The 13,714-nt window shown below is 76.7% G+C and carries 14 protein-coding genes; 11 read left to right on the top strand and 3 right to left on the bottom strand.

The annotated features are described in order from the left end of the window. Positions 1-133: 133 nt before the first annotated feature. The 4 genes from SNE206_RS00435 (at position 134) to cobM (ending at position 4,176) form a co-directional block, all read left to right on the top strand. On the top strand, positions 134-709 hold the full coding sequence (locus SNE206_RS00435) for a hypothetical protein (RefSeq protein WP_407911278.1): 576 nt from the start codon (positions 134-136) through the stop codon (positions 707-709). Beyond that, on the top strand, positions 700-2,052 hold the full coding sequence (locus SNE206_RS00430; protein ID WP_407911277.1) for an ABC transporter substrate-binding protein: 1,353 nt from the start codon (positions 700-702) through the stop codon (positions 2,050-2,052). The genes SNE206_RS00435 and SNE206_RS00430 overlap by 10 nt, the downstream gene beginning before the upstream one ends. A 124-nt stretch (positions 2,053-2,176) precedes the next feature. Then, positions 2,177-3,418 (top strand): precorrin-6y C5,15-methyltransferase (decarboxylating) subunit CbiE, encoded by a 1,242-nt coding sequence (gene cbiE / locus SNE206_RS00425; protein WP_407911276.1) that lies wholly within the window; start codon positions 2,177-2,179, stop codon positions 3,416-3,418. Next, entirely contained in the window at positions 3,415-4,176 is a 762-nt protein-coding gene (cobM, locus tag SNE206_RS00420; protein ID WP_407911275.1) for a precorrin-4 C(11)-methyltransferase, read from the top strand. Before cbiE ends, cobM begins: the two co-directional genes overlap by 4 nt. A gap of 19 nt (positions 4,177-4,195) precedes the next feature. Here the strand turns inward: cobM and eda are convergent, their stop codons facing one another. Further along, positions 4,196-4,834, bottom strand: coding sequence for a bifunctional 4-hydroxy-2-oxoglutarate aldolase/2-dehydro-3-deoxy-phosphogluconate aldolase (gene eda / locus SNE206_RS00415; protein ID WP_407911274.1), 639 nt, complete (start codon positions 4,832-4,834; stop codon positions 4,196-4,198). Beyond that, positions 4,831-6,432 (bottom strand): N-acyl-D-amino-acid deacylase family protein, encoded by a 1,602-nt coding sequence (locus SNE206_RS00410; RefSeq protein ID WP_407911273.1) that lies wholly within the window; start codon positions 6,430-6,432, stop codon positions 4,831-4,833. The genes eda and SNE206_RS00410 overlap by 4 nt, the downstream gene beginning before the upstream one ends. A gap of 118 nt (positions 6,433-6,550) precedes the next feature. Between SNE206_RS00410 and SNE206_RS00405 the strand changes: the two genes are divergently transcribed. Genes SNE206_RS00405 through SNE206_RS00395 form a run of 3 tightly spaced genes read left to right on the top strand, consistent with a single transcriptional unit; the run spans position 6,551 to position 8,805 of the window. After that, positions 6,551-7,621 carry a sugar kinase gene (locus tag SNE206_RS00405; protein ID WP_407911272.1) on the top strand — a complete coding sequence of 357 codons (1,071 nt, stop codon included), beginning with the start codon at positions 6,551-6,553 and terminating at the stop codon, positions 7,619-7,621. Further along, complete coding sequence (locus tag SNE206_RS00400; RefSeq protein ID WP_407911271.1) at positions 7,618-8,364, top strand: IclR family transcriptional regulator; 747 nt, start codon at positions 7,618-7,620, stop codon at positions 8,362-8,364. The genes SNE206_RS00405 and SNE206_RS00400 overlap by 4 nt, the downstream gene beginning before the upstream one ends. 33 nt (positions 8,365-8,397) lie before the next feature. Beyond that, the gene (locus SNE206_RS00395) at positions 8,398-8,805 is read left to right on the top strand and encodes a RidA family protein (RefSeq protein ID WP_405010579.1); all 408 of its coding nucleotides are present in this window, start codon (positions 8,398-8,400) and stop codon (positions 8,803-8,805) included. On the opposite strand, the gene SNE206_RS00390 is transcribed toward SNE206_RS00395, so the two are convergent. Beyond that, positions 8,795-9,925, bottom strand: a complete 1,131-nt coding sequence (locus tag SNE206_RS00390; RefSeq protein ID WP_407911270.1) for a cobalt-precorrin-5B (C(1))-methyltransferase — start codon at positions 9,923-9,925, stop codon at positions 8,795-8,797. The genes SNE206_RS00395 and SNE206_RS00390 overlap by 11 nt on opposite strands. Before the next feature lie 20 nt (positions 9,926-9,945). On the opposite strand from SNE206_RS00390, the gene SNE206_RS00385 reads away from it, so the two are divergent. The 4 genes from SNE206_RS00385 to thrS all read left to right on the top strand — a co-directional run bounded on the left by SNE206_RS00385 (position 9,946) and on the right by thrS (position 13,707). Beyond that, on the top strand, positions 9,946-10,683 hold the full coding sequence (locus tag SNE206_RS00385; protein ID WP_407911269.1) for a cobalt-precorrin-6A reductase: 738 nt from the start codon (positions 9,946-9,948) through the stop codon (positions 10,681-10,683). Positions 10,684-10,767: 84 nt separating this feature from the next. Then, a complete protein-coding gene (locus SNE206_RS00380; protein ID WP_407911268.1) occupies positions 10,768-11,409 on the top strand; it encodes a TetR/AcrR family transcriptional regulator in 642 nt (213 codons plus the stop codon). Next, entirely contained in the window at positions 11,406-12,254 is an 849-nt protein-coding gene (locus tag SNE206_RS00375) for an SDR family NAD(P)-dependent oxidoreductase (RefSeq protein ID WP_407911267.1), read from the top strand. The genes SNE206_RS00380 and SNE206_RS00375 overlap by 4 nt, the downstream gene beginning before the upstream one ends. Positions 12,255-12,480: 226 nt before the next feature. Further along, complete coding sequence (gene thrS, locus SNE206_RS00370; protein ID WP_407911266.1) at positions 12,481-13,707, top strand: threonine--tRNA ligase; 1,227 nt, start codon at positions 12,481-12,483, stop codon at positions 13,705-13,707. The last annotated feature ends 7 nt before the right edge of the window (positions 13,708-13,714 follow it).

Below are 13,714 nucleotides of genomic sequence, written 5' to 3'. Positions count from 1 at the left end.
GCCTTCATAGTGTCACGTGCGGTGTATCGCGCCGCAGCGACGGCTCCGGACACGGAGGCGGCTCCGAGACGAGCGACCGGGGCCGGCAGTGGGAAGGGCGGCCCGCCGGTCGGAAGGACGCGGTGAGGGACTCATGCGTACCACCCGCAGCGAACCGGCCCGGGCGACCGGGCCCTCCCCGGCCCCCCGGCGGCGCCCCGCGACCGCCGCGGCGGCCCTCCTCGCCGCACTGGTGCTGGGCCTGACGACGGCGTGCAGCAGCGACTCCTCGGGCTCCGGCTCGCCGTCCGCCGGCGCCTCGACGACGGCCGCCTCCTCGGCACCGGCCTCCCCGGCCGGCACCGCCCCGGCCGACGTGGAGGCGGCGAAGGCCCAGGTCACGGCCAACTGGGAGAAGTTCTTCGACCCGGCCACGCCGATCGCCGACAAGGCCGCGGTGCTGCAGAACGGCGCCGCCCTGGCCCCGGCCCTGCAGGGCTTCGCGGCCGACCCGCGGGTGGGCCAGGTCAAGGCCGACGTGACCGCCGTGGACTTCACCTCCGCCACCGAGGCGACCGTCACCTACACGCTGTCGCTGCAGGGCAACGTCGTGCAGCCCGCCGCCACCGGCACCGCCGTGCTGGACGGCGGCACGTGGAAGGTGTCCACGGCGAGCCTCTGCGGCCTCGTCGCCCAGGCCGGCGGCGCGACCGTGCCGGGATGCAGCTGACCGCGTACCGACGGGCGGCCCGCCGGGCCGGGCCGGTGGTGGCGGCCGCGCTGCTGCTGGCCCTGGCGGGCTGCGGCAGCAGGCTGCCGGAGAGCGCGTTCGGCTCCCCCGCGGCCGGCGGCACCGGCCGCGCCACGGACACCGGTGCCGGGCCCGGCAGCGTCAGGGTCGGTGTCATCACCTCGCTCACCAGCCCCGTCGGCTCGGAGACCTTCGCGGGGCCGCGCTTCGGCGCGCTCGCCTTCTTCCGCGCGCTGAACGACGCCGGCGGGGTCGGCGGCCGCACCGTGCAGGTCGTCACCTGCGACGACGGCGGCAGCGGCATCGGCAACCAGGACTGCGTGCACCGCCTGATCGACCGCGACCGGGTGTTCGCCCTCGTCGCGGGCAGCGTCCTCACCTACGCGGGCGCGCCGTACGTCAGCGCGAAGGGCGTGCCGGACGTCGGCGGGCAGCCCGTCGGCACCGCCTACGACCGGTGGCCGCACCTGTACGGCATCTACGGCAGCAGCGCCCCGCGCGACGGCCGCGCGGTCGGCTGGGACGGCACCCTGTACCAGACCACCGAGGTGTACCGGTTCTTCAAGGAGCGGCTCGGCGCGACCAGCGCCGCCGTGGTCTCCTACGACCAGGCCGACTCGGCGCGCTACGCCCGGCAGATCGAGCAGGGCCTGCGCGCCGAGGGCTACCGGGTGCTCAGCCGCACCGTCGACCTGGCGCTGCCCGGCTTCCAGGCGGTCGCCGCCGCCATGAAGGCCGACGGCACCGACCTGCTCTTCGACGCCATGGACACCCGCGGCAACGCCGCCCTCTGCCAGGCCCTCGACGCGGCGGGCGTACGGCTGCGCGCGAAGGTGACGAACGTGCAGAACTGGTCGGACACCGCCCGCACCGACTACCGGGACTCCCCCGGCTGCCGGGCCGCCCTGTGGGCGACCTCCTCCAGCCGCAACTACGCCGACACCGGCCACCCGGCGGTGCAGGCGTTCCGCGCCGCGATGGCCCGCTACTACCCGCAGCGCGAGGAGCTCCTCTCCGCCTGGGAGCTGGAGGGCTGGGCCGCCGCCCAGTGGCTGACCGACGCGATGCGCTCCTGCGGGGCCGACCTGACCCGCCGCTGCGTGACGGCCTTCCTGGGCAGCGGCACCCCGTACGACGCCCACGGACTGCTGCTGCCCGCGTCGTTCGCGCCGCAGCCGCGGCCCTCCGGTCCCGCCCGCGCCTGCCTGGACGCGGCCCGCTGGGAGGACGCCGCGAACGGCGGCCGCGGCGGCTGGGTGACGCAGGTGCCGGACATGACCACCACCTGCTTCGACGTGCCGCAACTGCCCTACCGTCCCTGAGCGCGGGCGCCGGTGTGGCGAACGTCGCAGGTCGCCGGCGTCCGCCCCGGGCCACCGGCCGGTCTGCGCGGGCGCCCCGGCCGATAGGCTGCCGCTGCCCCGTCCGCGCCGCAAGGAGTCACCGTTGGCCGCCGCCGTGCCCGCACCCGTGATCACCGTCGTCGGGGTCGGCGCCGACGGCTGGGAGGGCCTGGCGCCCGCCGCCCGCGAGGCGCTGCTCGCCGCCGAGGCCGTGATCGGCGCACCCCGCCAGCTCGCCCTGCTGCCCGCGGAGGCCGCCGCCGCCCGCGTCGCCTGGCCGTCCCCGCTGCTCCCCGCCGTCCCGGGCCTGCTCGCCGAGCACGCCGGACGCCGGATCTGCGTGCTGGCCAGCGGCGACCCGATGTTCTTCGGCATCGGGCGGGCCCTCGCCGACGCCGTGGGCCCCGACCGCCTGCACGTGCTGCCGCACCCCTCGTCCGTGTCGTACGCCTGCGCCCGGCTCGGCTGGCCGGCCGAGGACACCGAGGTCGTCAGCCTCGTCGGCCGGCCCCTGGACACCCTGACCGCGGCGCTCTCCGACGGGCGGCGCCTGCTCGTGCTCAGCGCCGACGCGGCCACCCCCGGCCAGGTCGCCGCGCTGCTCACCGCCCGCGGGTACGGGGCCGGCCGGATGCGCGTCCTGGAGCAGCTCGGCGGCGGCCGCGAGCGGATCACCGACGGCGTCGCGGAGAGCTGGCGGCACCCGCCGGGCGACGCGCTGAACATCGTCGCCGTGGAGTGCGCCGGGCCGCGGGCGCAGCTCGTCCCCGGCCTGCCGGACGACGCGTACGCGCACGACGGGCAGCTGACCAAGCGCCACGTCCGGGCGGCGACGCTGGCCGCGCTCGCCCCCGCGCCGGGCGAGCTGCTGTGGGACGTCGGCGGCGGCTCCGGGTCGATCGCGATCGAGTGGCTGCGGGCGCACCGCAGCTGCCGGGCCGTCGGCGTGGAGCGCGACCCGGTGCGGGCCGGACGGATCGCCGGCAACGCGGCCGCCCTCGGCGTGCCGCGGCTGCGCGTGGTGACCGGGCCCGCGCCCGCCGCACTCGCCGGCCTGCCCGTGCCGGACGCGGTCTTCGTCGGCGGCGGCCTCACCGCCCCCGGCCTGCTGCAGGCCTGCTGGGACGCGCTGCCGCCCGGCGGCCGGCTGGTGGCCAACACCGTCACGCTCGAATCCGAGGCGCTGCTGACCGAGTGGTACCGCCGCCACGGCGGCGACCTGGTGAAGCTCGCGGTCGCGCACGCCGTGCCGGTCGGCGGGTTCACCGGGTGGCGGCAGGCCATGCCCGTCACCCAGTGGTCGGCCGTCAAGGACACCAGGACCGTCGAGAGGGAAACACCGTGACCGTCTACTTCATCGGCGCCGGCCCGGGCGCCGCCGACCTCATCACCCTGCGCGGCCAGCGCACCCTCGCGCGCTGCGGGGTGTGCCTGTACGCGGGCAGCCTGGTGCCGCGCGAGCTGCTCGCCGAATGCCCTCCGGACGCCCTCCTCGTCGACACCGCCGACCTCGACCTCGACCGGATCGTCGCCGAGATCACCCGCGCCCACGCGGCCGGCCACGACGTCGCCCGGCTGCACTCCGGCGACCCGTCGGTCTTCAGCGCCGTCGCCGAGCAGATGCGCCGGCTCGACGCGCTGGGCATCCCGTACGAGGTCGTGCCCGGCGTGCCCGCGTTCGCCGCGGCGGCGGCCGCGCTCAAGCGGGAGCTGACGGTGCCGACGGTCGGCCAGACCGTCATCCTCACCCGGGTCTCCCGGCAGGCCACCCCGATGCCCGAGGGCGAGGACCTCGCCACCCTGGGCCGCAGCGGCGCCCTGCTGGTGCTGCACCTCGCCACCCGGTACGTCGAGAGCGTCGTCGAGGAGCTGCTGCCGCTCTACGGCGCGGACTGCCCGGCCGCGGTCGTCGCGATGGCCAGCCGTCCCGACGAGCTGGTGCTGCGCGGCACGCTGGCCACCATCGCCGGGCAGGTCGCGGAGTCCGGGGTGCTGCGCACCGCGGTGATCATGGTCGGCCGGACGCTGGGCGCCGAGCAGTTCCGCGACAGCCACCTGTACTCGTCCGACCGCGAGCGGCCGCACGAGCCCTGCACCTCCTGACCCGGCCCGTGGGGCGCCGTCAGGCCGCCCGGCAGGCGGCGGTGAAGGCGGCGGCGCGGCGGGTGACGTCCGCCCAGTCGCCGCGGGCCACCGCGGCGGGCGGCACGACGTCGGTGCCGGCGCAGACCGCGAGGGCGCCGCGGGCCAGGTAGTCCGCGGCGTTGCCGGCGTTGACGCCGCCGGACGCCACCAGCGGCACCTCGGGGTACGGGCCGCGCAGGTCGGCGAAGTAGCCGGGGCCGAACGCCCGGGCCGGGAAGATCTTCACGGCGGCCGCCCCCAGGTCGACGGCGTGCGCCACCTCGGTCGGGGTCAGGGCGCCGAGCACCACCGGGCAGCCGGCCCGCGCGGCGGCCTCCGCGACCTCGGCCCGCGTCCCCGGCGTGACCAGGAACGACGCACCCGAGTCGACGGCCAGCGCGGCCTGGTCGGCCGTCAGCACCGTGCCGACGCCGACCCGGTGGCCGGCGTCGGCCGCCCGCCGCAGGTGGCGGGCCACGCCGGGCGTGGTGAAGGTGAACTCGACCCGGGTGACGCCGCCCGCCGCGAGGGCGGCGCACAGGTCGGCGGCGTCGGGTATCGCGGGGGCGCGGACGACCGCGATCACCGGGTCGGCGGCGAGGGCGGCGCGGAGCAGGGCGGCGGGGGTGGTGTTCACAGGGCTCGGGTTCCTCGGTCGGTGCGGCGCAGGGCCCGGCCCGGCAGGGCGCCGGTGGGGCGGCCCTCCCGCAGCACGGCCGTGCCGTTGACGTAGACGTGGGCGAGGCCGGCCGCGGGGCTGCGCGGCCGGTCGAAGGTGGCGGTGTCCCGCACGGCGGCGGGGTCGAACAGCACCAGGTCGGCGTGGTGGCCGGGCCGGACCAGCCCGCGCCGGTCGAGGCCGAGGCGGCGGGCCGGGCGGCCGGTCATCCGGGTGACGGCCTCCTCCAGGGTGAGGACGCCGAGCTCCCGCCCGTAGTGGCCGAGGTACCGGGCGAAGGTGCCCCACGCCCGGGGGTGCGGCCGGGCGCCGGTCAGCAGGCCGTCACTGCCCGCGGTGTGCACGCGGTGCCGCATGACGGCGCGGACGTTCTCCTCGTCGCCGACGTGCTGCAGCACGGTGGTGGCGAGGGTGTCCTCGCGGAGCAGGTCGAGGAAGGCCTCGGTGCCGGTGCAGCCGCGTGCCTCGGCGATCCCGGCGACGGTCAGGCCGACCAGGGCCGACAGGGCGGGGTCGCCGGTGCCGGAGACCTGCACGGTCGCCCAGTCGGCGACGACGCCGTGGCAGCCGTCGCTGCCGTGCTCCTCCATGTCGGCGCGGATGCGTTCGCGGGCGGCCGGGTCGGCGAGGCGGGCCAGGGTGGCGTCCGGGCCGCCGGCGCCGGCCCAGCCGGGCAGCAGTGCGGCCAGGGTGGTGGAGCCGGGCAGGTAGGGGTAGCTGTCGAGGGTGACGTCGACGCCGTCGGCGAGCGCCCGGTCGACGAGGTCGAGCAGGGCCCCGGCCCTGCCGCGGTTGACGTCGAAGTTCATCGTGGCGTGGGTGAGGTGCACCGGGCAGCCGGACCGGCGGGCGACGTCGAGCATCTCCGCGTAGCCCTCCAGTGCGCCCCGGCCGTACGAGCGCTGGTGCGGCGCGTGGTAGCCGCCGTACGCCGCGACCGTCGCGCACAGGGCGACGAGCTCGTCGGTGCCCGCGTACATGCCGGGCGTGTAGCTGAGCCCGCTGGACATGCCGACGGCGCCCTCCTGCAGGCCGGCGGCGACCAGCTCGCGCATCCGGTCAAGCTCGGACGGGGTGGGCGGCCGGTCGTCCCAGCCCATCGCGAGCATCCGGACGGAGCCGTGCGGCACCAGGTAGCAGGCGTTGACGCCGATGCCCTCGTCGAGGCGGTCGAGGTAGCCGCCGACGGTGCGCCAGTTCCAGTCGAAGCCCGGCGGGTCGCCGTTCCAGCCGGCGATCTGGCGGCGCAGCGCGCCGAGGGTGGTGTCGTCGACCGGGGCGTACGAGAGGCCGTCCTGTCCGAGCACCTCGCAGGTGACGCCCTGGGTGACCCGGGAGGGCTGGTCGGGGGTGAGGAGCAGGGCGAGGTCGGAGTGGGTGTGCATGTCGACGAAGCCCGGCGTGAGGACGAGGCCGTCGGCGTCGACGGTGCGGCGGGCGGTGAGGCCGCGGCCGATCTCCTCGATCAGGCCGTCGGTGACGGTGACGTCGGCGCGGCGGCGTCCGGCGCCGGTGCCGTCGACGACGGTGGCGCCACGGAACAGCAGGTCGGCCACCTGGACCACCCTTCACCTGTGATGTTGCGATATTCGCAACGGGCGTTGCGCATAGTGCTGTCACGGTTCTAACATTCACGCCGGACAGCGGTCAACGACACGGCGGAAGGTGCGGCGCATGGCGGAGCAACGGCCCGGCCCGCAGGCGGTCTGCCTCGGCGAGTCGATGGCGGTGCTGCTGCCCGACCGGCCCGGCCCGCTGGAGGCCGCCGGCGGCTTCCACGCCTCGGTCGGCGGGGCGGAGTCCAACACCGCGTGCGGCCTCGCCGCCCTCGGCGTGCCCGCCGCCTGGATCGGCCGCGTCGGCGACGACGGCTTCGGCCGCCGGATCACCGACGACCTCGCCGCCCGCGGCGTGGACGTCTCCGCCGTCGCCGTCGACCCGCACCGGCCCACCGGCCTCTACGTGAAGGAGACCGGCGGCTCCGCCCTGCCGTACGACCTCGGCCCCGGCCGCAGCCGCCTGCACTACTACCGGACGGGCTCCGCGGCCTCCGCCCTCTCCCCCGCCCTGCTCGCCGACCCCGCCGCCGCCCGGCTGCTCGACGGCACCCGGCTGCTGCACCTCACCGGCATCACCCCCGCCCTCTCCGACGGCTGCCTGGCACTCGTCCGCGCCCTGCTCGCCGACCGCCGCCCCGGACGGACCGTCAGCTTCGACCTCAACTGGCGGCCCGGCCTGTGGCGCCACCGCGACCCCGGCGTCCTGCCCGCCCTGCTCGACGCCGCCGACGTGCTGCTGCTCGGCGCGGACGAGGCCGAGGACGCCCTCGGCACCGGCGACCCGCACGCACTGCGCGCGATGTTCCCCCACCCCGCCACCGTCGTCGTCAAGGACTCCGGGCACCGGGCGACCGCCCTCACCCGCGACGGCGCCACCACCGAACCCGCCCTGGCCGTCGACGTCGTCGAACCGACCGGCGCCGGCGACGCCTTCGCCGCCGGCTACCTCGCCGGCCTGCTGCGCGGCCTCGACCAGCGCCGCCGGCTGCGCCTCGGCCACCTCACCGCCGCGGGCGCGCTCACCGCCCGCGGCGACCGCGCCCGGCCGCACCCCCCGCAGGCCGTGGCGGCGCTGCTCGACGCGTCGGAGGAGGAGTGGGCCGCGACCCGGGTCACCGCGGATGGCATCGTGTCACCCGTACCGACCCGGCCCGCCGCACCCCTCGGAGCACCAGGAACGCCATGAGCCAGACCGTCTCCCGCGCACTGCGCCTGCTCGCCGAACTCGGCGAGGGCGAACGCTCCCTCGACCAGCTGGCCGAGGTGCTCGGCGTGCACAAGACCACGGTGCTGCGGCTGCTGCAGAGCCTGGAGGAGGAGCGGTTCGTGCACCGCGACGCGGCCTACCGCTACCACCTCGGCGCCGGGCTCTTCGCCCTCGCCGGCCTCGCCCTGGAGCAGCGCGGCATCCGCCGCACCGCCGCACCGCACCTCGCCGCGCTCAACGCCGCGACCGGGCAGACGGTGCACCTCGCCGCGTACGAGGGCGGCGAGGTCGTCTACATCGACAAGTACGACTCCCGGCAGCCGGTGCGGATGTACTCCCGGGTCGGGCTGCGGGCCTCCCTGCACTGCACCGCCGTGGCCAAGGTGCTGCTCGCCGACCTGCCGCCCGCCGAACGCCGACGGGTCGCCGCCGGCATCACCTACACCCCGCACACCGCGCACACCCTCACCGGCCCGAAGGCCCTGCTCGCCGAGCTGGAGCAGGTCGCCGCCCAGGGCTGGGCGCAGGACCACGCCGAGCACGAGACGTTCATCAACTGCGTCGCCGCACCCGTACGGGACGCCACCGGCCGGGTGGTGGCGGCGGCCTCCGTCTCGGTGCCCGACGTCGTGCTGCCCTACGAGCAGGTGCTGGAGCTGCTGCCGCAGCTGCTCGCCACCGCCCGGGCGGTCTCCGCCGACGCGGGCGCCACGGATGCCTGACGACCCGTCGGGCGCACAGAAGGAGCGAACCCCATGAACGGCAAGACCGAGATCCGCACGGACGGCGCCCCCGCCCCCGCCTGGACGTTCTCCCAGGGCGTGCGCAAGGGCCCGATCCTGCAGGTCTCCGGCCAGGGCCCGCAGGACCCGGCGACGGGCGAGTACCTCCACCACGGCGACGTCCGGGCGCAGACCCGGCGCACCCTGGAGAACGTCAAGGCGATCGTCGAGGCGGGCGGGGCCACGATCGAGGACGTGGTGATGTTCCGCGTCTACCTGACGGAGCGCGCGCACTTCCCGCTGATGAACGAGGTCTACGCCGCGTTCATCGAGGAGAACGTCCCGGCCGGCGGCGTGAAGCCCTGCCGCACCACCGTCTTCGTCGAGCTCCCCCAGGAGCCGATGCTGGTGGAGATCGACGCGCAGGCCGTCATCGGCTGACGCCCGGCCCGGCCGGCGCCGCCCGGCCCACGATCGCGCCCGCGCGGTCGATGCAGATCACGTCCACCGCCACCGGCGAGCCGGTCAGCACGCCGAGGGCGGTGGCCCGGGCGCCCTCCGCCACCAGGTCGCCGAGCGGCACGCCCGCGGCGGCGCACAGCTGCACGGCCTCCAGGCCGGTGTTCGCCGCCACGACCCGGTCGGCGAGCTCCGGCGACGCCCCGCCCTGCCGGGCCAGCCCCGCCAGATGGCCCTTGTCGACCTGCGACCGGGCCGAGTGCAGGTCGAGGTGGCCCGCCGCCAGCTTGGAGAGCTTCGCGAAACCCCCGGCGACGGTCAGACGCGGCACCGGGTGCCGCTTCAGGTACTTCAGCACCGCCCCCGCGAAGTCGCCCATGTCGAGCAGGGCGTCCTCCGGCAGCCCGTGCACCGCCACCGCGACCTTCTCGGACGTCGAGCCGGTGCACCCCGCCACGTGGGTGCGCCCCGCCGCGCGGGCGACGTCGATCCCGCGCCGGATGGAGTCGATCCAGGCCGAACAGGAGTACGGCACCACGATGCCCGTCGTGCCGAGGATCGACAGGCCGCCGAGGATGCCGAGGCGCGGGTTCCACGTCGAGCGGGCGATCTCCTCGCCGTGGTCGACGGACACCTCCACGACGACGTCGCCGGTGCCGCCGTGCGCGGCGGCGACCCCCGCCACCGCGTCCCGGATCATCTGCCGCGGCACCGGGTTGATCGCCGGCTCGCCGACCGGCAGCGGCAGGCCCGCCTTGGTGACCGTGCCCACGCCCGGGCCCGCCCGGAACACCACGCCCGTACCCGGCTCGGCCGCCGAGACCGTCGCACGGACCAGCGCGCCGTGGGTGACGTCCGGGTCGTCGCCCGCGTCCTTCACCACGCCCGCCGTCGCCCGGCCCCCGCCGAGCTCCTCGACGGCCAGGGCGAACGCCGGCTGCTGGCCCTTCGGCAGAGTGATCACCACCGGATCGGGGAACTCCCCGGTCAGCAGCGCCGTGTACGCCGCGGTGGCGGCGGCGGTCGCGCACGCACCCGTCGTCCAGCCGTGCCGCAGGCCGCTACTCTTCAGCTGCGCCGCCCGGCCGCCCGCCTCAGTCACGTCCGCCTCCTGGAGTCCCGATGCACGTCCTGATCCTCGGCGGCACCACCGAGGCCCGCCGCCTGGCCGCCGATCTGACCGCCGACCCGGCACTGGAGGTCACCAGTTCGCTCGCGGGCCGGGTCGCCGAGCCGCGGCTGCCCGAGGGCGCGGTGCGGATCGGCGGCTTCGGCGGCCCGGCCGGGCTCGCCGAATGGCTGCGCGAGCACCGTGTGGACGCGGTCATCGACGCCACCCATCCCTTCGCCGAGCGGATCAGCCGGAACGCGGCCCTCGCGGCCGCCGACACCCATGTTCCCCTGCTCGTCCTGCGGCGGCCCGGCTGGGGGCGGGTCGACGGCGACGACTGGCACCCGGTGGCCTGCCTCGCCGAGGCCGCGGACGCCCTGCCCGGCCTCGGCCGCCGGGTCTTCCTCACCACCGGCCGCCAGGGGCTGTCCGCCTTCGCGCACCTCAGGACGACGTACTTCCTGGCCCGCTCGGTGGACGCCCCCGAGCCGCCGCGCCCGCCCCGCACCGAGGTGCTGCTCGACCGCGGGCCGTTCACCCTCGACGGCGAGCTGGCGATCATGCGCGACCACCTGATCGAGGTGCTGGTGACCAAGGACAGCGGCGGGACCGCCACCGCCCCGAAGCTGGCCGCCGCCCGCGAGCTCGGCCTGCCGGTGGTCGTGGTGCGCCGCCCCGCGACGCCGGTGGGCGTCCCCGTCGCCGAGGACGTCCCGGGCGCGCTGGCCTGGCTGTCGGCCCGCCGCTGACCGGTCCGGCCCCTCCGGTGCGGACCCTCCGGTGCGGACCTGCGGGGCTTGACAGCCCCCCACTGCGGAATGAATATTCATTCCGTGACCACGCGCAGGCCGGACCTCCCCCGGCAGCTCCTCGACGCCGCCGTCGCGCTCTTCGCCGAGCGCACCTACGAAGGCACCCAGATGCCCGCCGTCGCCCAGCGCGCCGGCGTCGGCGTCGGCAGCATCTACCGGTACTTCCCGAGCAAGGAGGCGCTCGGCAACGCGGCCTTCCAGGACGCCAAGCGCGCCCTGCTCGACGAGCTCGCCGCGGCGATGGCCGAGGGCGGGCCCGCCCGGTCCACGCGCGAGGAGTTCGCCCGGTACTGGCACGGCTTCACCCGCTACGCGACCGCCCGCCCGGAGGCGTTCGTGTTCCTGGAGAACCAGCAGCACGACACCTTCCTCGCCCCCGGCAGCCGGGCCCTGACCGCCGAGGTCGACCAGCTCTCCGCCGACTTCGTGCAGCGCGGCCAGCAGGCCGGCGAGATCCGCGACGGCGACGCCGCCGAGCTCGTCTCGCTCGCCCTCGGCGCCTTCACCGGGCTGGTGAAACTGCACCGGCCCGCCGGCCTCGGCGCGCTCCCGGCCGAGTCCCTCGCCCGCGCGGAGGAGGCCGTCTGGAGCCTCCTCCACCGGCCGGGAGAGCCCGCCGCCGCCCCGACCCCTCCGCCCGCCCACGAAGGCAGGAACCCATGAGCACCCCCCGGACCGTCCTGATCACCGGCTGCTCCACCGGCCTCGGCCGGCAGGCCGCCCTCGCCCTGCACAGACTCGGCCACCGCGTCCACGCCACCGCGCGCCGCCCCGGGACGCTCGCCGGCCTCTCCGACCTCGGCATCGCGACGCTCCCCCTCGACGTCACCGACGAGGCGTCGATGGCCGCGGCCGTGGCCGCCGTCGAGGAGGCCCACGGCCAGGTCGACGTGCTGGTCAACAACGCCGCGTACGGGCTGCACCGGCCGGTCGAGCTGGCCTCGCCCGAGGAGGTCCGCGCGCAGTTCGACACCAACGTCTTCGGGCTCGTGCGGATGGCGCAGCTCGTGCTGCCCGGCATGCGCCGCGCCGGCCACGGACGGATCGTCAACATCTCCTCCATGGGCGGGCGCTTCTCCCCGCCCGGCGGCGCCTTCTACCACGCGACGAAGCACGCGGTGGAGGCGATCAGCGACTCGCTGCGGCTGGAGGTCGCCCCCTTCGGCGTGGAGGTCGTGGTCGTCCAGCCCGGGCCCACGATGACGGAGTTCGGCGGCACCGCGGTCGGCACCATGCCCGGCGGCGCCCACCACGGCGGCCCGTACGGCAGCTTCACCACGGAACTCGCGGAGCTCTACGCCACCCGCGCCTTCACCCGCCGCAACGGAGCCGTGACCGCGGAGACCGCCACCAGGGTCGTCGTCCGCGCCGCGACCGTGCGCCGCCCGCGGGCCCGCTACGCGATCGGGGCGATGGCCCGCGGCACGATGATCGCCAAGCGGCTGCTGCCGGACGCCGCCTTCGACGCGATCATGCGCTCCGCCTTCCCGCTGCCGAAGGCCGCCTGACCGGGCCGCGCGGCGGGCGGCGCACCGCACGGCGGAAATCCGGGTGCGGCCGGCCCGCACGGCGGACTAGCCTGCCCGCATGAAGCCTGTCGGTGCAGCAGCCACGACGACGCCGGACCACGTCCCGGCGCGCTGACACCTGCTGTCCGACGAAGCCCCGGGGCGAGTGCCCCGGGGCTTCGCCGTCCCTCCGGTCGCCCGCCCCGCCACCGTGAGGGAGACCGACGTGCACGACCACCGCCGCCTGGGCCGCGCCCTGGACCTCTTCGACACCGACCCGCTCATCGGCGCCGGCCTGCCCTTCTGGCTGCCCGACGGCGCGGCCGTCCGGCACGCCCTGGAGGAGTACGTCCGCGAGCTGGAACGGCAGGCCGGCTACCGGCACGTGTACTCGCCCGTGCTCGGCAAGCGCGAGCTGTACGAGATGTCGGGGCACTGGGCGCACTACCGCGACGACATGTTCCCGCCGATGGAGGTCGGCGGCGAGGAGATGGTGCTGCGCCCCAGCCTCTGCCCGCACCACGCGGTGCTCTTCCGCTCCCGCCCGCGCAGCCACCGCGAACTGCCGCTGCGCATGGCGGAGCTCGGCGGCATGTTCCGCTCCGAGCTGTCCGGGGTGCTCGGCGGGCTGACCCGTGTCCGGGCGATGCAGCTCAACGACGCCCACGTGTTCTGCCGTCCCGACCAGGTGGCCGACGAGGTGCTGGCGGCCCTGGCACTGATCCGGCAGGCGTACGGGGCACTCGGCATCACCGCCGCCCGCCACCGGCTGTCGCTGCCCGCCGGGGGCGGCAAGTACGTCGCGGACCCGGCCCTGTGGCGGCGGGCGAACGCCGTGCTCGTCGAGGCACTGGACGCGGCGGGCATCGCCTACGAGGAGGCGGGCGGCGAGGCCGCCTTCTACGGGCCGAAGATCGACGTGCAGGTCTCCGACCGGGCGGGGCGCGAGTCGACCCTCTCGACCGTGCAGGTCGACTTCCACCAGCCGGCCCGGTTCGACCTCGGCTACACCGGCCCGGACGGCGCCCGGCACCGCCCGGTGATGGTGCACCGCGCGGTGATCGGCAGCGTGGAGCGGGCCGTCGCCCATCTCGTCGAGGTGCACCAGGGGGCGTTCCCCGCCTGGCTGGCGCCGGTGCAGCTGCTCGTCCTGCCGGTCGCCGAGGAGCAACGGGCGCAGGCCGGGGCCCTGGTGCGGGAGGCGGTCGCCCGCGGCCTGCGGGCGGAGCTCGCCGGCCCGGACGCCGGCACCCTCGGCGCGCGGGTCCGGGCCGGGCGGCTGGTGCCGTACCAGGCGGTGATCGGCGCGGCGGAGGCCGCCGACGGCCGGGTGGCGCTGCGGCTGCGCGACGGCCGCCGGCCCGGCCCGCTGCCCGCCGCGGAGGCGCTGCGCCTGATCGGCGACCGCGTCGCGGGGCACTCCCCGGAGCTGTGGCCCCGGGAGGACGCCTGACGACCGC

This window comes from Kitasatospora sp. NE20-6, assembly GCF_045862635.1.
This window is presented reverse-complemented; position numbering and strand designations above follow the sequence as displayed.

Excerpts from the sequence above, each read along its gene's own strand:
- SNE206_RS00435 (WP_407911278.1), top strand. The coding sequence starts at position 134 with ATGCGTACCACCCGCAGCGAACCGGCCCGGGCGACCGGGCCCTCCCCG.
- SNE206_RS00430 (WP_407911277.1), top strand. The coding sequence starts at position 700 with ATGCAGCTGACCGCGTACCGACGGGCGGCCCGCCGGGCCGGGCCGGTG.
- SNE206_RS00405 (WP_407911272.1), top strand. The coding sequence starts at position 6,551 with ATGGCGGAGCAACGGCCCGGCCCGCAGGCGGTCTGCCTCGGCGAGTCG.
- SNE206_RS00400 (WP_407911271.1), top strand. The coding sequence starts at position 7,618 with ATGAGCCAGACCGTCTCCCGCGCACTGCGCCTGCTCGCCGAACTCGGC.
- SNE206_RS00395 (WP_405010579.1), top strand. The coding sequence starts at position 8,398 with ATGAACGGCAAGACCGAGATCCGCACGGACGGCGCCCCCGCCCCCGCC.
- SNE206_RS00385 (WP_407911269.1), top strand. The coding sequence starts at position 9,946 with ATGCACGTCCTGATCCTCGGCGGCACCACCGAGGCCCGCCGCCTGGCC.
- SNE206_RS00375 (WP_407911267.1), top strand. The coding sequence starts at position 11,406 with ATGAGCACCCCCCGGACCGTCCTGATCACCGGCTGCTCCACCGGCCTC.